The following is a 21490-nucleotide window of genomic DNA, read 5'->3' on the forward strand; positions in this document are numbered from 1 at the left end:
AAACGCCAACATTTTACTTAATTTTTCTTTTTTCGAGTGTAAAATTTGATGATAAAGCGTGAAATTCTAAAAAAATGGTATAAATACCAACAAAAAAAACAAGATAAAACTTTTGATTCTCACTGGTATATGCGTTTTGGCTGGTTAACGCAGCCCTTTTCAGGTTTAGATCAACTTAATGATCTGTTTGAGATCCACTCTCCTCGCCGCTTTACTTTTGCAGACAGTTTCTATGCCGAAGAAGATGGCCGTCATTTTATTTTTTTTGAAGAAGTCGACGATCAGCATCCAGTAGGATTCTTGTCTGTCTTAGAGGTATTTAAAGATGGCACATATACCGAGCCGACCGCCATATTAAAACTGGATTATCACCTTTCTTATCCCTGTGTTTTTAAAATAGATCATGACTGGTACATGATTCCAGAAACAACAGCCAATAAAACCATCGAGCTCTGGAAATGCACAAAATTCCCCTTTGTTTGGGAGCAGCACTCAGTGCTCATGGACAATATCGAGGCTGTAGATACCACCCCGTTTTATCATGAAGGCTTATGGTATCTGTTTACATCCACACGCAGAAATTGCAAAAAATTTGGTGATCGTCTGGATTTGTTTTTTACCGAAAATCTATTACAGCCTGAGTGGAAAGAGCATCCACAAAACCCAGTATGCACAGGAAAGTTACAATGTCGAATGGCAGGTAAACCGTTCATCTACAAAGACATGCTGGTTCGACCAAGTCAGGATTCGCTCAAACGCTACGGCGGGCATATCGAACTCAAGCATATTTTAACTTTAAGCCCATCTGAATATGCCGAAGAATTAATTGAAACCGTACTGCCCGATTGGCAAGCAGAAGATGATGGTTGTCACACCATCGATGTTCATTCCAATTTTGTGGTATTAGATGCAATTCGCTTAACACCCAAACAAAAATAACTGGCTTAAACTTGTTTTAACGCCTGTTCGTACACCTTTAATGTGTGCTGGGTCATGGCATCAAGTGAGAGCTGGCTTGCTGCTCGATGAAAGGCTGTTTGGAATTCTTGGTCGAGTTGATCAAGGTGCGTTACCGCCTCGTTGATCAATTGACGCAGATGCTCGACATCAAAGCCAGCTGCAATATATGCTTCTGGAATAAATTCCCTTACCATACCTACATCTGTTGAAATGACAGGAATTTTAGCCAATAAAGCTTCAGCTAAAATAATGGGCCCACCCTCACGTGATGAACTGATCACCACAAAGCTTGCGGAGGCTAAATAACGGTAAATATCGGTCTGATGACCGAGCAGATGAATTTTGTGCTCAAGTTTAAGCGCCCTAATTTTTTGAGATAACTGCTCACGTTCTGGACCATCCCCCAAAATTTCAAGCTGCATATCTATATCTTGCCAAGCGTCAATCAAGCGATCAAAGCCTTTGACTGGATCTAAACGTCCTATTGCAACTGCTTTTCGAATTGGTTTGATCGACTGCTGATGCTTATTTGGAACGGCTTGAATCGACACGCCATTATGTACCACATGTACAGAACGGACGGGCAGAATTTTTTTGGCAACCGATTGACTCACCGTAATGACTTCAGAAAAGTGACGATAGCTTTTCATGTTATTTTTCATACCATGAATCGTCGCGACACTCGGTAACTTTAAAAATGGGAGTAAAAAATTCAGCATTTTAGAGGCTTTGCCGCCTTGTGCATGAATAAGATCGGGCTGTATGCTTTTAAGCTTTCGATACATTGACAATAAAAGACACAGATTCATGCGTCCTTTAGAAAAATCAAAATAATGACAATGTAAACTAGACGCAACCGGTGCCTGCGCACGATAGTGATCATCTAAAAACAGATGTACCTCATGCCCCTCTGCTAACTTTTCACAAAGTTGAAAGGTATGTTTTTCAAGCCCACCAATTCGACCGCCGTCGGTGGCCATTATTTGCACTATTTTCATCGATGATCCGTTTATTTCTTATCGTTTTTCATGCTTTGCTCAAATAATTTGGCTTCTTTTAAAAAAGCATAAAAGGCATTGACCATGCTGTTAACAAAACCGCGCCAGCCATTCAGAAAGCTACGACGGATAAAATACGACTTAATAAACGTCATCGGCATCACCAATACCAGTTTTGCCAGACTAGGGGATTTACCTTTTTGGAATTTTTCGGCGGCTTTTAAATTGGAGTATTGATTATTTTTCTCTACTTTGACGAAAATACTCGACTCACCAAAATGATAAATATCATGTATGGCACGGCGAGATTCACCCTCTACCATCACATTTTCATGGACTTTATTGGCCAGATCATAATGCCCTTTGGCCTTGCGAAAGAAACGCACCTTGGCATGTTTCTTGGTATGCTTACTATTCGGTACACCCAAAAACACATCGTTAATCGGCGTAATTAAGGCATCAAGCTGGTTATGCTGAATCACCTCAGCAATTTCCTGCTTTAGTCCTTCAGAAAGTACTTCGTCGCCGTCTAAATTCAATACCCAATCATTGCGACATTTGGCTAAAGCCAAACTTTTTTGACCCGCATAGCCCTGCCAGTCCTGATGCTCAATGTGCACATTATCAAACTGCTGTGCAATGGCATAGGTGGCATCGGTACTGCCCGAATCTAAAATAATGACTTCATCAAAATCTTGCACACTTTGCAAGGTCTTGAATAACCACGCCTCACAATTGAGGGTCACGATATACACGCTACACGCAATTTTAGGGATCATAATTTATAGCGTCCTTTGGCAAGCGCAATGCGCATTTGCAGGGCATTCATTGCGCCGTGGGTACTCACGCGGGGAATATTAAATGGATGCGCTGGATCATAGGGCTCGATCTTTTTACGTGTAGACACGGCATTTTTAAAGCCAATCTTACGCGCCATCTGTTGATGCTTTTCATTAAAACGGCCAAATGGATAGGCAAAACTCGGACATGCTCCTACTAGCGTTTCTACATCCTGTTTGGAATGCAGCATTTCCTGATACGCCGTTTCATCATCGAGTTTTAATAAATTCACATGATGCTGCGTGTGCGCCCCAAACTCGATAAAACCTGATCGAGCCATCTCCTGCACCTGATCGACGGTCAATGCCTCAATGCCTTCAATCTGGGTTGCCAGATAGATCGTCGCTTTGGCTTGATATTTTTTTAAGAGTGGATAGGCATAAACGTAATTATCCATAAAGCCATCATCGAAGCTCAGGGCCACTACATTTTTTTGCTCACGATATTGCTCAAGTTCAGATACAAAGCAAAATACCGCGTTTTTTTTCACCAGCAGTTGCAGCAGTTGCTCAAACTTTTCGGGTGGCATATTCATTCCCGAGGCTTGGGCATGTGGCGTGACCTGATGTAGCATCACGATGCGGGGTAACTTATTGGAGCGAAATGGCAACCAAAAAGTGTAATTGCCTAATACATAAAGCAACGCGGCCAAAATGACCAAACCGATGATGATATACAACAACCACATCATATATAAACCTCATGTGACCATTCATACGCTTCGGTCAGGGGCTGGCGGAACGTTACTTCCAGCATGTACTGCGTAATTCGTTTACTACTAAAGCTCTGGCGTGTTCGCTGCCAGCCGGCACGTGCAATCTGTGCGGCTTGATCTGGATGCTGATCATAAAACTGAATTTTTTTAGCCAGATCAAACTGATCATCAAAATACACCACATGCTGGTCGGTATATAAATGCTCAAAACCCGGAATACGCGGACTAAAGGTCAATAAGCCATTGCCGGTCAGTTGCACAATGCGGTCGGAGCTGTACAAGGTGACATCATTTCGGCGCGAATAGTTCAGCCCCATTTTCGACTCTGACAACACTTGATAATAAGCTTTACCATAGACCCCTGGCTGATCAAAGCAGCCATAGTACTGATAATTGACTTGGGCCTGCGTCAGTGCATTGGCCAGATCTTTCAAGAATTTTTCGCGCTCAGGTTCTTTGTACACCACACCACAAAAAATAAAGGTCTTGTCAGTATTTTGATTTTCAAATTGTACTAATGTTTCAACATTACGATGCCCAATATTAGGCATATACCCCACACTTAAATGCGGCTGTTTCAGTTTTTGTAGGTATGTGCCACCCGTGGTACAAAATATCGCATCAAGATACGGCGAAAAAGCACGAATAAAATCAAGCTTATGTTCTAGATACAATGGATCGACATACCAAAAGGCAATTTTGGTCTCTGGATATTGCTGTTTGATCTGCTTAAGCACTTCAGGACTCATCAGGTCACTGTGCCCGATCAATACCAAATCAGGCTCCAGATTATTCACAATTTTTAGAATTTCTTTATTGGCCCAACTGGCACCTAATTTTTTTGTTTTAAAAATTGTGCCCATGCGCGCCATGTCACGAAAACTAAAATCGTAAACAAAATGTCCATTTTCTACCAGTCCCGCCGAAATTTTACGATCGGTACAGTAGAAATGCGCGCCTTGCTTGTTAAAACCAAAATTTGCAATATGCAATATTTTCATTAACTTAAGAACTCGATAAGCCCAAAATTTGAGATGCCACCCGATCGGCTTCACTCAGTGGAGCAGCATGATGCAGTAGACGAATAACATCCGTAATCTGATCATGTGCCAGTTGATCGATCATGTGCGTGATTCTATCAGATTTCAGCCGGTCAATTGCAATCACCCCCACGCGACATCCAGCAGTTTGGGCTTCAAAGATCATGGAGACACTGTCTTCAGTCACATAAACCGTATCGGCCAGTTGCATTTGCTCAAAGATCCAGCCGTGCGGCGTACGCTCCACCGGATAAATATCTAATCGCGCTGCATAGGAATGTTGGCCCAGATGTGCCAGAAAATTTTCAGGGGTACGGCGCGATGTGGTCAAGATGACGCTCGATTGTGGATGCTGCTGCACAATCTGTTCAATGGCTTTGAGTACCTGCGCCTCGTTCCATTGATGGCGTTTAGAACTTCCACCGAGTGCAATCAGAATGCGTCCAGTGACATGACGCTGCTCATTTTGAAGCGGATTAAGTGCCCCTTGAGTGACCAATACATGCGGCGATGCTGCAACACCATCATGTGCTGGCACAACGGTGTAATCAAAACATGATATAGGCAGACTCGGCTTCATCAAAATGATGGTTTTGGCTTTTGGATAAATTTTCCCCAGCAACCATACCCGTAAATGTGTATGACTGCCCACCCCTACAATATAATCTGGTGCTTGTTCAAGGTATGACAACCGATGCGTCCAGAGTGCGTAAATTAATGAAAGCACGTGTAACTGATCGAGTGGCAATTCTTGTAACTGTGCATGTGGCACCTTGCGCTTAATCGCACCAAACAATCCCAGTGCCTGTGATCGATGCCCTGCTTTACCGTCACTCACGTACACAATCTGCATATCTGAATTATCCAAAACCACAAAAAAAGGCGAAACTTTCGTTTCGCCTTGATCTTAACTGATTCGCTTACTTCACGTAAGTTAACCAGTGTTCATATTTTGGATTTTTACCCTGAACCGCATCAAAGAAGGTTTTCTGGATTTCTGTGGTAATTGGGCCACGGCATCCTTCACCAATTTCACGGTCATCGTATTCACGAATTGGCGTCACTTCTGCAGCAGTACCAGTAAAGAACGCTTCATCGGCGATGTAGAATTCGTCACGAGTGATACGGCGCTCAACCACGTCATAACCTAAGTCTTTGGCAATAGTAATCACTGTTTGACGTGTAATACCGTCCAACGCACCGCCTGCGATATCTGGGGTATGCAGCACGCCATCTTTTACCAAGAATACGTTTTCACCAGAACCCTGACACACATAGCCTTGTGGGTCCATCAACATCGCTTCGTCATAGCCCGAATGCGCGACTTCCTGATGTGCAAGAATCGACAAGGTATAGTTACCTGACGCTTTGGCTTTACACATGGTCACGTTAGGATGATGGTGCGTAAACGATGATGTTTTCACACGAATCCCTTTCGCCATTGCTTCTTCGCCAAGGTAAGCACCCCAGCTCCATGCCGCAACAGCAGCATGAATAGTATTGTCGGTTGCAGCGATACCCAGTTTTTCAGAACCAATCCAGATCAGTGGACGTAAGTAGCATGATGCGAGCTTGTTTTCACGTACAACATCAATTTGTGCCTGTTCAAGCGTTGCTTGATCAAATGGCACTTTCATTTGATAAATTTTTGCTGAATTTAACAAACGTTTTGTATGCTCTTTAAGACGGAAAATTGCTGTGCCTTGAGGCGTTTCATAGGCACGGACACCCTCAAACACACCCATACTGTAATGTAGTGTATGAGTTAAGACGTGGATTTTTGCATCACGCCAGTCGATTAATTGTCCATCTTGCCAAATAAAACCATCACGATCAGCCAAATTCATGGCACACACTCCAAATTTTTTTACACAATTATTTACTCTCCAACGCCATAAAATTTGCCGTTGGATCTATTAATCTTTGCCATAACTTGCAAACGATCACTCGGGTATCGTGCCAATCCGCAGCGTTCACTTGCATGGATTGATTTGCAAGTGCTAAACGGTGGCTCTCGGCTCGTTCGCTTAGATAAGCGTGTATTAATGCTGTGGCATCTTCACTGGATAAGCAGCCTGCTTGAGCAGCATCTTCTAGAATTCTCACATTATCGGAAAAATGGGCGAGATCAGAATTCGACCCACTCCATGCTAGAACCACATACTGTGCCATAAATTCGATGTCAACGATACCTCCCGCATCCTGTTTTAAATGAAAAATCCCATGTTTTTTTTGTTCATTTGATGAGCCTAGATGATCTTTCATCTTCTGACGCATTTTGAGCACTTCAGCGCGCACATGTGCTTCATCGCGCGGCTGAGTCAGAATCTGACAGCGAATCGCCTCAAACTTTTCGCGTAGTTCAGGCTCACCGGCAATCGAGCGTGCACGAACCAGCGCTTGATGTTCCCAAAGCCATGCATTTTTAAGCTGATACTGCTCAAAGGCTTTTAAACTCGTCACTAAAAGCCCGGCCTCTCCAGAAGGTCTGAGTCGCGTATCAATTTCATAAACACGACCATCAAGCGTTTGTGTGGTCATGTATGAGAGAAATTTCTGTGCCACCCGCATGGCAAACTCAAATCCGGTAATGGTTTTATTGCCATCAGTTTCGGCTTGCTCATCAAAAGAATGAATAAAGACCAGATCCAGATCTGAGCCGTAACCCAGCTCAATGCCACCGAGCTTGCCATAGCCTATTACGGCAAATCCTAAATGATCGGCTGAGCAGCGGTTACCCGTAACATCTTGTGGATAGCCGTGTTTTTTAGCCACGGTCTGATATGACAGTTGCAGTGTGGCCGCCACACTGACTTCTGCAATATCGGTCAATGCATCAGAAACTTTCATGAGTGGACTTTCAGCCAGCACATCACTGGCTGCCACAGTCAGGACATTGCTTTTCTTAAACAAGCGCAATACCTGCATTTGTTCTTCGACTTGATCTAGCTCAATCCGTAATAGCTGCTGACGTAATGAGTCTTCAAGATCTTGACGGGTAGGCAAGCCAAAATCCATGGTCAAAAACTCATCGAGCAATACCGGATACTGGCTCAGTTCTTCACAGATCCATGGACTGACGGTAGCCATTTTGACCAAACGCTGCATGGCACCGCGACTTTCCATCAACATGACCAGATAGACCGTCCGGCGCATAACCGACTCGACCAAAGGCATCAAACGCATCAAGGCCAGTTGAGGGTGTTCAGATTGTAAAATTGCCTCAATCAAGTATGGCCAAAAATCTTTTAAACGCTGTACAGCTTTCGCAGGTAGTTTTTTTAGGGCATTACCGTGCCAAAACTCGTGAATCAAGTTTTTAGATGCATCATCTAGCACTTCGGCAAGTCGCTGCTCAAGCTGTGTATCGGTCTGCTCAGGTGCTGTTATTTCATCCTGAATCAAATGCTTAAATTGTTCGCTGACTTTTTCACGTTTGGTGTTGAGTGTATTTAAAAACGCATCCCAAGTCGGGTAATGCAAGGTATCCAAAATACGCTGACGCAGCTCTGGATCATGTGGCAAAGATTGGGTTTGCTGATCATTCAAGGCCTGAATCGCATGTTCGACGCGTCTGAGAAACAGATAAGCATCTTCAAGTTGCACCACTGCCTCAGGCGTAAGTAGCCCGACTTGCCCAAGATGATGCAAACTTACCAAACACTGCCGATCTTGCAGCTCACGTTTTGAACCGCCATAAATGAGCTGAAATACCTGAACAATAAACTCGACTTCGCGAATACCACCTGCTCCAAGCTTGATGTCATCGGCGATATTACGACGTGCGACTTCACGCTCAATCATGCTTTTCATTTCACGCATGGCTTCAAATGCCGAATAGTCGACGTAACGACGAAATACAAAAGGCCGAGTCATCTCCATCAAATGTTCGCCATGAACGCCCCCACTGATAATACGGGCTTTGATCCACGCATAGCGCTCCCACTCGCGTCCGTGCTGAATCAAGTATTTTTCCAAGGCCACATGACTAATCGCCAAGGCTGAGCCATCGCCCCACGGCCTTAAACGCATATCAACACGAAAAACAAAGCCATCTGCGGTGATATGATCGAGCAGATAAATGAGTTTTTGTCCCCACAAAATACAAAATTGCTGTACATCGATGGATTTTCTGCCCTGCGTTTCACCTTGTTCATCGAAGGCAAAAATCAGGTCGATATCACTAGAGAGATTAAGTTCTTGAGCACCTAGTTTGCCCATACCAATTACAATTAAATCTTGAACTTCACCAGAATAACCCAGCGGTTCGCCGTGCTTGGCCAGCAAAGGCCCTAATGCAAAGCGTTTAGCGGCACAAATACTGGCATCGGCAAAATCGGAGAGTTCGCGGGTGAGCGTGACCACATCGGTCTGTTGATTGGCATCTTGCCAGATCCAGCGAAACATCAAACGTGCACGAAGAATCCGCAGGCTTTTCATCCATGTGGCTTCGTCTTCAATACCCTCGAGTGTTTGTTCAACTGTTTGGAAAATATCGTCACGGGAAAGGTGAGCAGTAAACCGATCAAGTTGAAAGTCCTGCTCGAGAAAGGTGCGGTGTAATTCGAGCACGTGTTCTGCGTATTGACTTGATCTTAAAGTTATTTGTAACTGCTCAGCATTCATTGAATCAAACCTGCAACTTGATTGTTTGCATAGTTATAGCAGTTACATGCTAAAGATGGGAAATCTATTTAAACCAATTTTACTTCTGTATCAGCATGTTCAATCACATTGTCGGTTACATGCTGCGCCGCAGGCAATATCACACGAAAAGTTGTGCCTTCGCCTTCTTTTGATTCAACCTTAATCGAACCAAGATTTAAATCGACAAAGCGCTTACACAAGGTGAGCCCTAAACCTGCACCTTTTTCTCCAGCGGTTCCACGAAAACTTACCGTAATACGTGGCTGAAAGACTTCTTTAAGCTGCGACTCGGTCATGCCATGACCCGTATCCTGTACAGCAATTTCAACATTTTCAGCAATTTGTTTGGCCGAAATACTGACCCGGCCTGTACCGTCCATAGGCGTGAATTTCAGTGCATTCGACACCAAGTTTTGAATCAGCGAAGTAATCATGTTGATATCGGCAAAAAGCTTGATGTCTTCAGGTACATCGTCGATGAGCTGAATATTTTTTTTCAGCGCAAAGGTATTCAAAATGCTCATGACAATGGTGGTCACTTGCTTAAGATTAAAACTGATGGGATGGTATACGAATCGCCCGCCCTCAGCCATCGCCCAATTGAGTAAACTTTCAAGCAAGTTGTAAGTCGACTGCGAAGTGTCATAAAGATAGTCTGCTATATTTTGAACACTTGACTCATCTAATGTTTCACGCTCTTTGGCCAATACTTCAGAGAAACCCAGCAAACCATGAAATGGAGCACGTAGGTCGTGCGCAATAATTGAAAAGAATTTGTTTTTACTAAAATTCAGCGCTGACTGCTGCTCATAGAGTTCTCTGAGCTCTTCAAAATTAAACTTGAGTTCGGCATGGCGCACAAATCCAGCGGTATAGCTCTGTACCAGTTCAATACTAGTTGGATCAAAAGATGTCAGTTCATCATCAAAAAAGATAGCAACCCCTATCGACTGCTGATCGGATTTTTGTAAATTAATCGCAATTAAACGCTGATAATTTACACCCAATGTCTGTAGCACCTGACATAAATGCATATATTGCGGGTGCACAGCATCGAGAACATCCATGTTATGGACTGCACGCAACGATGGTATTAATTCGATTTTAGATAAAGCATGAAGACCGTCATGATTGATATGCCATACGTACGGTTCTTCCTCAAAGCTTAGAATGGCATATTTGACATTGAGAAGCTTAGTGGTAAAACTGACATAGCGTTGTACTAGGTCATTGTCACTATTGAGTCCAAGCAGAAGCGATAGGCGGCATGCACTTAGCTGATCTGCTTGATCAAGTCGTATTAGTTGCATTTTCATGCGAGCCTCGCCACGATTGTGATTATTATTGAGTAGATTTAATAAATTTAAACAACAGCGCAACAAAATAGGGATACACCTTATACATTTAACAAATTTTTCTAATAAAAGCAATTAGAAAACGACAGACCCTCTCCTGTTACCAACGTAAAACACGTATAAAAAACCACCCCATGCGAACATGAGGTGGTGACTGAATTTTTTATGCGTGAGCGTATTTGCTATCCACCGACAATCCGATAAATACGGTTGCTCTCTTGGCTTTCAAAGAGTAGCTCTGTCGAAGGGAGAATCGTTTCATTTTCCACCTCGATTTTCTCGACACGCTGATACAGGCTCAGTTCTGCACCTGTAGGCGATTTGAGCTGATCTTTTAATAGCGCAATCGCAGGATATACTTTTTCAAATTGATCTTTCACCTTAATTTCTAAACGATTCATCTTGTTCTTCCTAAATTTTTTACTGCCTTTTTGTATAGCATGATTTTTGCTCAACCATCTCGCTAAGTTGTTAAATTTTATGGCATTGTTTCAATGTGTAATATCAATTTGATCTGTGCTGCTATCCATCTCATTTGCAACACTATTTTGAGTTCATTAAAAAGCTACTTTAGATGGTGATTGTATTTTTAACGTACATCGCCTCAAAAAGTGGTTAGATGAATACTGAGTCAGCTAGACTGCATACTGGATGGCTTGCTTTTTAGTAAACAGCAGTAAGCCGTCTAAACCAAACGCATACCCTAATCCAGACTGTTTCCAGCCTCCAAACTCTGCAAACGGTGACACATCGGCATGACTGTTAATCCACACTGTACCAGTCTGCATTTTTGCTGCAATTTGGTGGGCTTGAGTCATGTCTTGCGTCCATACTGAACCACCCAATGCATAGGAAGACTGATTAGATTGCGTAATCACTTCATCAATATTGCGAAAGCTTACGACAGGTAATACTGGCCCAAATTGCTCTTTTGCAAAGATTTCACTGTGCTCATCGACATCGGTCAAAATTAACGGCGCAATAAAATAGCCCGCCTCAGGTACTCGAGCAAGGTTCTGATTCGCAATTTTGGCGCCTTGTGCAACGGCATCCTCAATCATATTTTTGACTTTAAGATACTGATTGCGGTTTTGCACTGGACCAAGCGTAGTGTCCGTATTGCGACCATTGCCCAGCACCTGAGCATCGGCAATTTGTGCCAGTGCCGCCACCATTTGATCAAAAATGCTCTCATGTACATACAAACGTTTAATACAGGCACAGGTTTGGCCGGCATTTAAAAAAGCACTCATAAAAATCTTTTGCGCCGTTTCTGCCACATCGACATCTTGTAACACAATCGCGGCATCATTCCCCCCAAGCTCAAGCACCACATGCTTGAGTTGATCGGTTGCCGCAGACAGGATTTTTTTGCCCACAGCAGTAGAGCCTGTAAATACGACTTTCTCAATTTCTGGATGCTGACTCAATGCAGCACCTACCTCACCCGCACCCAGCACCAGATTACATACGCCTGCGGGTACATGTCGCTGAATAATTTCAATCAGTTTGATGGTGCTCAGTGGCGTAAATTCTGAAGGCTTGTTGATGACACAGTTTTTGGTTTTCAGTGCTGGAATTAAGTGCCAGATGGCAATCATAAACGGCCAGTTCCACGGCGTAATCGAGGCAATCACGCCCAATGGACGATGAAAAATGCTCATCTGTTTACCCATTGGATCGGTATGCTGCAAAACTGGCACTTCAAACTGATTGGTCACCTCAAGCCAGTACAGCGCCATATCCACTTCCATTTCGGCTAAAAATAGCGGCTTACCTTGCTCAAGAGTAATCAGCTCAGCCAATACTGAACGCTCAGCTTTAATATCTTGGGCAATTCGATCCAGACTCAAGCGAATCTGTTCGTCAGAGGTATATTGCCATTGTTCAAAGGCTTTTTTTGCAGCCAAAACAGCATCATTAACTTGTGCTGTGGTTGCCGCTTTGCATTTGACAATGACGCTTTCGGTCGCAGGATTAATGACCTCAAATTTTGGGCCCTGTCCTTCTATTGCCTTGCCTGCATAATACATCGCTGTATTCATGGTGATCTCCGTCATTGTATTTTTCCTTGGCATTTTTTGTTGATGCGTTTTTTATTACGTTGTATCGAACGCTTGTACTTCCCGACTTTCTTTCTTGTGACTGACAGATGCTTTTTACAGATGAGCTAGCGTTCTACCGATCATGTCGTATCAACATACTTATTTATTCACACATAATATTGTATTCGTTTGTTATTTCATATCATATATAATTAAAAAAATAATAAACCAATGATTAATATAATTTTAAAAAAATATTTACGATACATTTTAATTTTATTATTTATTTTTATGTATCTTTTAATTATTTTTTAAATCATACTCAAGTGGCGATGTTTTGAACAGGAATTCATCTACATCGGCAGCATTAGAGCTAAAAATATGACAAGAATTGAAAAGGAAAACACCACATGGAAAAAGCCACGTCACTCCCCTTAAGCAGGCCACATGCACAGCAGAGTACACAAAAAATCGCCTTTGCCACTTTAGCCGGCACCACCATCGAGTGGTATGATTATTTTATTTATGCCGCAGTGGCCGGACTGGTCTTTAATCAGTTGTTTTTTAAACCCGCAGGCCCAGTTTTTGCGACACTATTGGTGTTTGCATCGGTGGGAATCAGTTTTATTTTTCGTCCACTTGGTGCCTTCGTGGCAGGCTATTTTGGTGACAAAATTGGCCGTAAAACTATTTTAAGTGTCACTCTCATCATGATGGGAATGAGTACTGTGGCCATCGGGTTACTCCCCAGCTACGACACGATTGGCATTGCAGCACCCATTTTACTCATAGTACTTCGAATCATTCAGGGCATTTCGACAGGAGGCGAATGGGGTGGCGCCGTACTCATGGCGGTTGAACATGCACCTCAAGACAAGCGCGGCATGTTTAGTGCTTTTCCTCAACTGGAAGTCCCGTTGGGTTTGTTATTGGCGTCACTCATGCTCGTGATCATGATCGGATACGTTTCACCGGGAGACGAATTTGTACAATGGGGTTGGCGCATTCCTTTTCTGGTGAGTATTTTTTTATTTGTACTGGGACACTGGATTCGACGCTCGGTCGATGAGAGTCCAGTTTTTGATGATCTGAAGCAAAAAGGTACTGCTGAGCAGCCAATTCGAACACTGTTTAAAAGCTATAAAAAAGTCGTTTTCACGGCTGCACTTCTGATTGCTGGCACGACATGTCTGGGCTACATGACCGCAGGTGGTTTTTTGCAAAGCTATACCACCAATCCAAATGGCCTCGCCTTGGATCGACCAACCATTTTATCACTGGTCAGCGTTTCTGCTCTAATCTGGACATTTTTTACTTGGTTTACTGCCGTGCTCTCAGACAAATATGGTCGTAAGCGTTTATATATGATTGGCTCAGTGATTCAAATTGTGACCGCACTTTGCCTATTTCCGCTGGTACAAACTGGTGACTACCTTAATATTATGATTGGTCTGGCGTTACTGTCTGCGGGCATTGGAATGACCTATGGCGTACAAGCCGTGTTTTATGCGGAGCTTTTCCCCGCATCTATTCGCTTTACCAGCATTTCCATTACTTATGCAATTGGCACGATAATGGGCGGTGCATTTGCGCCCCTAATTGCAGCGGCCCTGATTATCAAACCAAATGGCATTTTTTGGGTAAGTAGTTATCTATGTTTGATGGCAACGCTGGCTTTTCTGGCTATTTGTGTGTTTAAAGATCGCACAGGCATTCGCCTAGAAACCGATAATGAAGAACAACAAAAAGCAGCGTCTTTTGTATGGTCATCAAAAAGAGAATAATATTGAGTCTAGACAAGAAAAAACCCAGACCATTTAAATGATCTGGGTTTTTAGAATCTTGGTCCCGAGGGTCGGACTCGAACCGACACGTTCTCTCGAACAGTGGATTTTGAGTCCACCGCGTCTACCAATTTCACCACCTCGGGAAGAGCATGATGCTGCTTTGTGATGCGTATATTATCTGATTTTAAAATCTTGTCAACGTTAAGATATTGAGTTTTGCTCACTTTTAGTACAAACAGTGAAAAATCATAAAAAAAGCGCGCTGCCCAATCGGTTTGAAAAGCTCTATACTATCGCCACGTTTTGGTTTGTACTCGAGTTATGCAACTTTCCGATTTCAATTTTGATCTGCCTGACGAGCTGATTGCCCGTTATCCACTTGAAACACGCTCCGCATCGCGTCTGCTTCATCTTGATGCGCAGGGTCAATATCATGACCATGCCTTTACCGACATTCTAGAGCTTCTCGATGAAGGTGACCTTTTGGTATTAAACGACACCAAGGTCATGAAAGCCCGACTCAAAGGCAAGCGCGCATCAGGTGGAGCAGTTGAGGTATTGGTAGAGCGTATGCTCGATAATCGGATTGCACATTGTCATATCAAATCCAGTAATTCACCTAAAGCTGGTGCAGAGCTATTTATTGGTGAAGATCAAGTCTCTGTCACTGTACAAGGACGTCATGAAAATCTCTATGTGGTTGAATTTTCTCAGCCGATCTTGAGCGTGCTTGACCGTTATGGTCAATTGCCTATTCCGCCGTATTTTAACCGTGAAGCCGAAGCCATCGACACCGAGCGCTATCAAACGGTATTTCACAATCCAGATAAAATTGCCAGTGTGGCCGCACCTACCGCCAGCCTGCATTTCGATGAATCACTCTTGGCCAAGCTTGAAGCCAAAGGCATTCAAAAAACATTTGTGACCTTGCATGTGGGTGCTGGTACCTTTTTACCGGTACGTACAGACGACATCAAAAATCACATTATGCACAGTGAATGGTGTGATGTACCTGAACATACCGCAGAATTGATTCGTCAGGTGCAAGCTCGTGGCAATAAAGTGATTGCTGTCGGGACAACAGCCACGCGTGCCTTGGAAAGTGCAGCACAGGCCAATGGCGGAAAAATCGGTGCATGGACAGGCGACACCCAGATCTTTATTTATCCGGGCTATCAATTTTGTGCGGTTGATCGCCTCATCACCAATTTCCACTTACCAGAATCGACCTTACTGATGCTGGTGTCGGCCTTGTCAAATCGCGACAATATCTTAAATGCGTATGCACATGCTGTAGAAGCAAAATATCGCTTCTTTAGTTATGGTGATGCCATGCTGATTGATCGCGCAGCAACCCAAGTCAACTAACAAGTTTAATACTTTACGTTGTATCTGTTTGACTCAAAAATGCCCGACATATCGTCGGGCATTTTTTATACTTAAGGCAATGCTTTTAGTGTTTTCGTTATCTTGTACATTTAGTAGTAGCACTCTCAGGACAAATCAAGGAAAATAGCCGCCTTTAAATAGGTTAATCAGCGAACTGTTTTTTCGCCTTGATTTGGAAAGTTGCATGAAGTTTGAAAAATTAGGTCAATCTGGCCGCGCCCGCCGTGGTCGTTTAACCCTTGCACACGGTGTGGTCGAAACACCTGTGTTTATGCCCGTTGGCACATACGGCACTGTAAAAGGTATGTTGCCGCGCGATATCGAAGAAATTCAAGCGCAAATTATTTTAGGCAACACCTTTCACCTGTACTTGCGTCCGGGCCTTGAGGTAATTAAAGAGCATGGTGGATTACATGAATTCATCAAGTGGGATAAACCGATTCTGACCGATTCAGGCGGCTTTCAGGTGTTTAGCCTTGGCGCGATGCGTAAAATCAAGGAAGAAGGTGTGACCTTCCGCTCACCGATTGACGGTTCAAAAGTGTTTTTGTCACCTGAGATTTCTATGGAAATCCAGCAAGTGCTCAATTCCGACATCGTGATGATTTTTGACGAATGCACGCCCTACCCAGCCACTCACGAAGAAGCACAAAAATCGTTGCAGTTGTCTTTGCGCTGGGCCAAACGTTGTAAAACCCATCACCACGAACAACTCAATAATACCAATGCGCTATTTGGAATTATTCAGGGCGGTATGTATGAAGATCTGCGTGATGAATCCCTTAATGGTTTGCTCGAAATTGGATTTGATGGCTATGCCATTGGTGGGTTATCGGTAGGCGAACCGAAAGAAGAAATGATCAAGGTACTCGATTATCTGCCGGCTAAAATGCCAGAAGATAAGCCACGCTACCTAATGGGTGTGGGTAAACCAGAAGATATCGTTGAAGCGGTGCGCCGTGGTGTCGATATGTTTGACTGCGTAATGCCGACCCGTAATGCGCGTAACGGACATTATTTTGTGACAGACGGTTTGGTGCGTATCCGCAACAGTAAATATCGTCATGATCAAAGCCCGCTCGATCCACATTGCGATTGCTATACCTGCAAAAACTTTACCCGTGCCTACCTTTACCATCTTGAAAAATGTGGTGAAATGTTGGCATCAATGCTCGGTACAATTCACAACTTACGGTATTATCAACGCCTGACTCAAGGCATTCGTGATGCACTTGAGCAGGGTACCTTTGATGAGTTTGTCACCGACTTCTACACGCGTCGTGGTTTAGATGTACCACCCGCACCGGTGGATTAATTCATCAGAATTTGCGCTCAACAAAAAGACAAGGTAAATTGCAGAGCGAACTGGTATTTTTGTCATAATTTGACGCCCATTTTTTAACTTTAGGAAACCAAAATGAGCTTTTTAATTTCTACTGCTCACGCTGCAGATGCGGCGCCGCAAGGTCCAGGCATGATGGCTAACATATTGATGATTGTTGTATTTGTTGCAATCTTCTATTTCTTGATCTGGCGTCCTCAATCGAAACGTGCCAAAGAACATCGTACTTTGGTTGAAAGCCTAGGTGTGGGTAGCGAAGTTGTTTTTGCTGGTGGCTTAATGGGCCGTATCACCAAAATCGAAGGCGATTATGCTGTGGTTGAATTGAGCCGTGGCGTAGAAGTTAAAATCCAACGCGCTAGTGTGATTTCAGTTTTACCTGAAGGCACACTCAATAACCTTTAATCAAAAAGACAGTCGTGCACCCCGCACGACTTTTTCATTTTAAGAAGAAAGCGAATGCGTTACCCTGCATGGAAATATGTGCTGATCATTGTTGTTTTGATTATCAGCACTTTATACGCACTGCCAAGTTTGTATCCAGACGAGCCTGCTGTTCAGATTTCTGGTGCCAAAGCCGGTACTCAAATCGACCAGAGCATGGTGCAAAAAGCAGAGCAAATTTTAAAAACTGCCAACATCACCAGTCATGACAACAGCTTTGCCAACAATGCTGCCCTGTTACGTCTTAACTCATCGGAAGATCAGCTCAAGGCACAGGACGTATTGCGTCGTGATTTAGGCGACAACTATGTGGTGGCGTTAAACCTTGCCCCAACCACGCCAGAATGGCTTCAGAAAATTGGCGCCAAGCCAATGAAACTGGGCCTCGACTTACGTGGTGGCGTACACTTCTTGCTCGAAGTGGACATGAACAAGGCGATTGCGCAGCGCATGGAAACGTCGGTCAGTGATATTCGCCGCCAATTCCGCGACAACAATATCAAGTTCAATAGCTTATCGCTTAACAACAATGCGATTGTACTGCAATTTGCCAATAACGCAGATCGCGACACGGCTATGGACTTTTTACGTCGTAATGGCAACGAATACACGCAACAGGCGGTCGCAACGGCAACTGGTGCATCACTGCGTCTAAGCTACACCGATGCTCGTCGTCAGGAGATCGAGTCGTATGCGGTCAACCAAAACTTAACCACATTGCGTAACCGTATTAACGAGTTGGGCGTGGCTGAAGCTTTGGTTCAAACTCAAGGCAGCAACCGTATTGTGGTGGAATTGCCTGGCGTTCAGGATACTGCTGAAGCCAAGCGTGTTCTAGGTCGTACAGCCAATCTTGAGTTCCGTTTGGTTGCCGATCAAAATGATCAATATATCGATCCGTATACCGGTAAATATAATGGTCAGCCATTGCCACCGGGCACAGAGTTGTTTGCCTATGAGTCACTCGACAGTGGTCGTCAGTTGTTGCTTAATCGCAACCGTATCTTGACCGGTGAACGTGTGCAAAACGCAAGTTCTGGCTTTAGTCAGGATACAGGCGGTGCCGAAGTGAATATCACGCTCGACAGCGCTGGCGGTAAGCTCATGGCAGATGCGACACGAAATGCAGTGGGTAAACGTATGGCGGTGTTGTTTATCGAAAATAAACAACGCGTCAGTTACGTGACGGATCCGGCAACTGGTGCACAAACCGAAGTGCGTACACCATATACCGAATCGGTCATTATCAATGCCGCGACTGTTCAAGCTGTTTTGGGCTCACAGTTCCGAATTACTGGTCTCGATTCTCCTCAAGAAGCGGCTGAACTTGCGCTGATGCTTCGTGCGGGTGCGCTTGCAGCACCAATGTACTTTGTTGAAGAACGCGTGGTTGGTCCAAGCCTTGGTCAGGAAAATATCGACAAAGGGATTCTGTCTACTGAAGTCGGCTTCCTTCTGGTCGCGATCTGGATGGTGGTGTTCTTCCGCTTGTTTGGTTTGATTGCAAACTTTGCCCTTGTGTTTAACTTGGCAATGATTCTCACCGTAATGTCTTGGATAGGTGCCTCGCTCACCCTGCCGGGGATTGCCGGTATCGTCATTACCATCGGAATGGCGGTCGATGCGAACGTACTGATTTGTGAACGAATACGTGAAGAAATCAAATGGGGGGCTTCGCCCAAGCAGGCCATTGTGGCCGGCTATGATCGTGCCTACAACACCATTTTTGATTCGAACTTAACCACATTCTTGGTGGCGTTCATTTTGTTTGCAATTGGTACAGGTCCAATCAAAGGTTTCGCAGTGACGCTAATGATTGGTATTGTCTGCTCGATGTTTACTGCCATTACCGTGACCCGTGCAATTGTACAGCTCATTTATGGCAAACGTCGTAACTTGAAAAAGTTGAGCATATAAGGAGATCGATGATGACTGATATGACTCAACCTAAACCCAAGCAGTATGGCCGTCCAGACAACGAGCGGGTGATTCCGTTTATGAAAATTGCCAAACCAGCGGCAATTTTCTCGGTCTTGCTCACCTTGGCCAGTATCTTCTTTATTGTAACCAAGGGTCTTAACCTCGGTTTGGACTTTACTGGCGGCGTTTCGGCAGAGCTGAATTATTCGCAACAGGTGAATCAGTCCGCTGTTTCACAAGCGCTTGATAAAGCAGGCTTTAAAGATGCTGTCGTACAAACACTTGGTAGTAATAAAGATCTGATCGTGCGGATGCCTGTACAAGATGATCTCAAAGTCGATGATCTTAGCAATGCGCTGACCAAGGCAGTGCAATTGCCAAATAACACGGCCGTGGTACACAAGGTCGATGCTGTTGGCGGACAGGTGGGTAACGAGCTTTACCTCCGCTCTGCTGGCGCTGTGGCTTTGGCATTGATTCTGATGCTGGTCTACGTGACCATTCGTTTTGAATTCAAGCTTGCGATGGGCGCTGTGATGTCGTTATTCCACGATATCATTATTATCATTGGTGCTTTCGCGCTGTTTCAATGGCAGTTCGATTTAACCGTGCTTGCGGCTGTTTTGGCGGTCATTGGTTTCTCACTGAACGATAACATCGTGGTATCAGACCGTATCCGTGAAAATTTTCGTAAGATTCGCGGTGCAACACCACGTGAAATTGTCGACATTGCATTGACCGAAACTCTCAGACGTACCATTCATACCTCCATGACCCTGTTACTGGTGGTTCTTGCCATGATGTTCTTGGGTGGTGATGGCTTGAAATGGTTCTCTATTGCGATGTTTGTAGGTGTCTTTGTCGGAACCTACTCTTCGATTTATATCGGAACAGCATTTGCACTGTGGCGTGGTCTGAACCGTCAAGACTTTGTGGTTCAAGTCAAACCTGAATTTGAAGATGATATTCCATAATCTTTAAATTTGAGTGTTATTAAAAATGCCAGCAATCTGCTGGCATTTTTTTTAATCAATACATTTAAGATTGTGTTTTGGTTTTGGCCTCGAAATCGAGCTGACGCTGGCGCTCTCGCCGATTAATCTGCTCAATCTTTTCGAGTACATACTGAATCGCATAGTAAAATCGGGCAAATAACATCATGACAAAAAAGGTATAAAATGCAGATAAGTCAAACTGGTCTGCATGCTGAAAAAATTTTTTATAACAGGCAGCTACCATCGAAACCACCATCATCGTGGCAAAAAAATAGTAAATAAATTGAATGTCTTTATCACGTATTTTTAATTTCATACTTATGGTCCAAAACGTTAACAACAATAAGAAAATTTAATTTTAAGGATGAAAAATTTGTATTTTTGGCAGAATGAATTGACCACATCCGATGTCTGAGCGCCATGCCACACACAGCATGGCAGCGCCAAGATCGAAGCACTGATAGGCAAAAATACCCAATCGATCATCTACGATTTGACCTTGATCAGAAGTGGGATGCATGTGCGTATTTAGAGTGTTTAAATCGAGTCGTATACCCATACCATGCGCTTTTAAAATCGCTTCTTTGGTGGTCCATACCTTGAACCAATAACGCACATCTTCGTCTAAAGCTTTCCAGCATGCATACTCATCGGGGTGAAAAGCATGCTGAGCCAAGGCATCAAAGCGGATTTTACGGTTCAAACTTTCGATATCTACACCGATATCTACCACGCGATCACTGATTGCCAAGGCATAGTCATCCTGACTGTGTGAATGATTAAACGCCAAGGTTGAATGGCGTAAATACGGTTTTCCGTGCGCCGTAACTGCATAATCTAGGGCATCGATTGATGTGTGTAAATGTCGGGCAATCTGCTGGTCGCGGTAGCCATAGATTTGCTCGCGTTTATACTGCTGATAATCACGTCTGGAAGCAAAATCGATCATTTCTGCCTGAACAATTGCCGAAAGCGGACACACATAAACCTGAATCGTTTTCAAAGCTCAAGCC

General features: G+C 43.9%; 19 protein-coding genes and 1 tRNA gene. 7 read left to right on the top strand and 13 right to left on the bottom strand.

From position 1 onward, the window contains the following. Positions 1-48 precede the first annotated feature (48 nt). Entirely contained in the window at positions 49-939 is an 891-nt protein-coding gene (locus tag KCV09_RS09155) for a glucosamine inositolphosphorylceramide transferase family protein (protein WP_212515070.1), read from the top strand. 5 nt (positions 940-944) lie between these two features. Here KCV09_RS09155 and KCV09_RS09160 read toward each other — a convergent pair whose 3' ends face one another. The 10 genes from KCV09_RS09160 to KCV09_RS09205 form a co-directional block, all read right to left on the bottom strand. Beyond that, on the bottom strand, positions 945-1958 hold the full coding sequence (locus KCV09_RS09160) for a glycosyltransferase (RefSeq protein WP_212515071.1): 1014 nt from the start codon (positions 1956-1958) through the stop codon (positions 945-947). An 11-nt stretch (positions 1959-1969) separates the two neighbouring features. Further along, positions 1970-2734 (bottom strand): glycosyltransferase family 2 protein, encoded by a 765-nt coding sequence (locus KCV09_RS09165; protein ID WP_104124642.1) that lies wholly within the window; start codon positions 2732-2734, stop codon positions 1970-1972. Further along, on the bottom strand, positions 2734-3489 hold the full coding sequence (locus KCV09_RS09170) for a polysaccharide deacetylase family protein (RefSeq protein ID WP_004933022.1): 756 nt from the start codon (positions 3487-3489) through the stop codon (positions 2734-2736). Before KCV09_RS09170 ends, KCV09_RS09165 begins: the two co-directional genes overlap by 1 nt. Then, positions 3486-4514 carry a glycosyltransferase family protein gene (locus tag KCV09_RS09175; protein ID WP_151965257.1) on the bottom strand — a complete coding sequence of 343 codons (1029 nt, stop codon included), beginning with the start codon at positions 4512-4514 and terminating at the stop codon, positions 3486-3488. The genes KCV09_RS09170 and KCV09_RS09175 overlap by 4 nt, the downstream gene beginning before the upstream one ends. 4 nt (positions 4515-4518) lie before the next feature. After that, the gene (locus tag KCV09_RS09180; RefSeq protein ID WP_212515072.1) at positions 4519-5406 is read right to left on the bottom strand and encodes a mitochondrial fission ELM1 family protein; all 888 of its coding nucleotides are present in this window, start codon (positions 5404-5406) and stop codon (positions 4519-4521) included. A 67-nt stretch (positions 5407-5473) separates the two neighbouring features. Further along, positions 5474-6400 (bottom strand): branched-chain amino acid transaminase, encoded by a 927-nt coding sequence (locus tag KCV09_RS09185; protein WP_004933014.1) that lies wholly within the window; start codon positions 6398-6400, stop codon positions 5474-5476. A 28-nt stretch (positions 6401-6428) separates the two neighbouring features. Then, positions 6429-9179 (bottom strand): bifunctional [glutamate--ammonia ligase]-adenylyl-L-tyrosine phosphorylase/[glutamate--ammonia-ligase] adenylyltransferase, encoded by a 2751-nt coding sequence (glnE, locus tag KCV09_RS09190; RefSeq protein ID WP_004933011.1) that lies wholly within the window; start codon positions 9177-9179, stop codon positions 6429-6431. 68 nt (positions 9180-9247) lie between these two features. Beyond that, the gene (locus KCV09_RS09195; protein WP_004933007.1) at positions 9248-10516 is read right to left on the bottom strand and encodes a sensor histidine kinase; all 1269 of its coding nucleotides are present in this window, start codon (positions 10514-10516) and stop codon (positions 9248-9250) included. A 221-nt stretch (positions 10517-10737) separates the two neighbouring features. Further along, positions 10738-10956: a hypothetical protein gene (locus KCV09_RS09200; protein WP_119690183.1), complete on the bottom strand. Its 219-nt coding sequence runs from the start codon at positions 10954-10956 to the stop codon at positions 10738-10740. 234 nt (positions 10957-11190) lie between these two features. After that, positions 11191-12615 carry an aldehyde dehydrogenase family protein gene (locus tag KCV09_RS09205; RefSeq protein WP_228301554.1) on the bottom strand — a complete coding sequence of 475 codons (1425 nt, stop codon included), beginning with the start codon at positions 12613-12615 and terminating at the stop codon, positions 11191-11193. 395 nt (positions 12616-13010) lie between these two features. Between KCV09_RS09205 and KCV09_RS09210 the strand changes: the two genes are divergently transcribed. Beyond that, complete coding sequence (locus KCV09_RS09210; protein WP_212515073.1) at positions 13011-14384, top strand: MFS transporter; 1374 nt, start codon at positions 13011-13013, stop codon at positions 14382-14384. A 59-nt stretch (positions 14385-14443) separates the two neighbouring features. Here the strand turns inward: KCV09_RS09210 and KCV09_RS09215 are convergent. Next, a tRNA-Leu gene (locus tag KCV09_RS09215) sits at positions 14444-14530 on the bottom strand. 178 nt (positions 14531-14708) lie between these two features. Between KCV09_RS09215 and queA the strand changes: the two genes are divergently transcribed. The 5 genes from queA to secF all read left to right on the top strand — a co-directional run bounded on the left by queA (position 14709) and on the right by secF (position 20456). Continuing rightward, a complete protein-coding gene (queA, locus tag KCV09_RS09220) occupies positions 14709-15755 on the top strand; it encodes a tRNA preQ1(34) S-adenosylmethionine ribosyltransferase-isomerase QueA (protein WP_151815182.1) in 1047 nt (348 codons plus the stop codon). Between the two features lie 205 nt (positions 15756-15960). Then, on the top strand, positions 15961-17091 hold the full coding sequence (tgt, locus tag KCV09_RS09225; RefSeq protein ID WP_004919919.1) for a tRNA guanosine(34) transglycosylase Tgt: 1131 nt from the start codon (positions 15961-15963) through the stop codon (positions 17089-17091). A gap of 102 nt (positions 17092-17193) precedes the next feature. Beyond that, the gene (gene yajC / locus KCV09_RS09230; protein ID WP_004919921.1) at positions 17194-17523 is read left to right on the top strand and encodes a preprotein translocase subunit YajC; all 330 of its coding nucleotides are present in this window, start codon (positions 17194-17196) and stop codon (positions 17521-17523) included. A 54-nt stretch (positions 17524-17577) separates the two neighbouring features. Next, a complete protein-coding gene (gene secD / locus KCV09_RS09235) occupies positions 17578-19479 on the top strand; it encodes a protein translocase subunit SecD (protein ID WP_004932990.1) in 1902 nt (633 codons plus the stop codon). Positions 19480-19487: 8 nt separating this feature from the next. After that, positions 19488-20456 (top strand): protein translocase subunit SecF, encoded by a 969-nt coding sequence (gene secF, locus KCV09_RS09240; RefSeq protein ID WP_151815180.1) that lies wholly within the window; start codon positions 19488-19490, stop codon positions 20454-20456. 64 nt (positions 20457-20520) lie between these two features. On the opposite strand, the gene KCV09_RS09245 is transcribed toward secF, so the two are convergent. Then, entirely contained in the window at positions 20521-20793 is a 273-nt protein-coding gene (locus KCV09_RS09245; protein ID WP_151745884.1) for a hypothetical protein, read from the bottom strand. 42 nt (positions 20794-20835) lie between these two features. Then, positions 20836-21426, bottom strand: coding sequence for a 4'-phosphopantetheinyl transferase family protein (locus KCV09_RS09250; RefSeq protein WP_373869352.1), 591 nt, complete (start codon positions 21424-21426; stop codon positions 20836-20838). Positions 21427-21490: the final 64 nt, after the last annotated feature.

Source organism: Acinetobacter soli (assembly GCF_018139125.1).
Lineage (GTDB): Bacteria > Pseudomonadota > Gammaproteobacteria > Pseudomonadales > Moraxellaceae > Acinetobacter > Acinetobacter soli.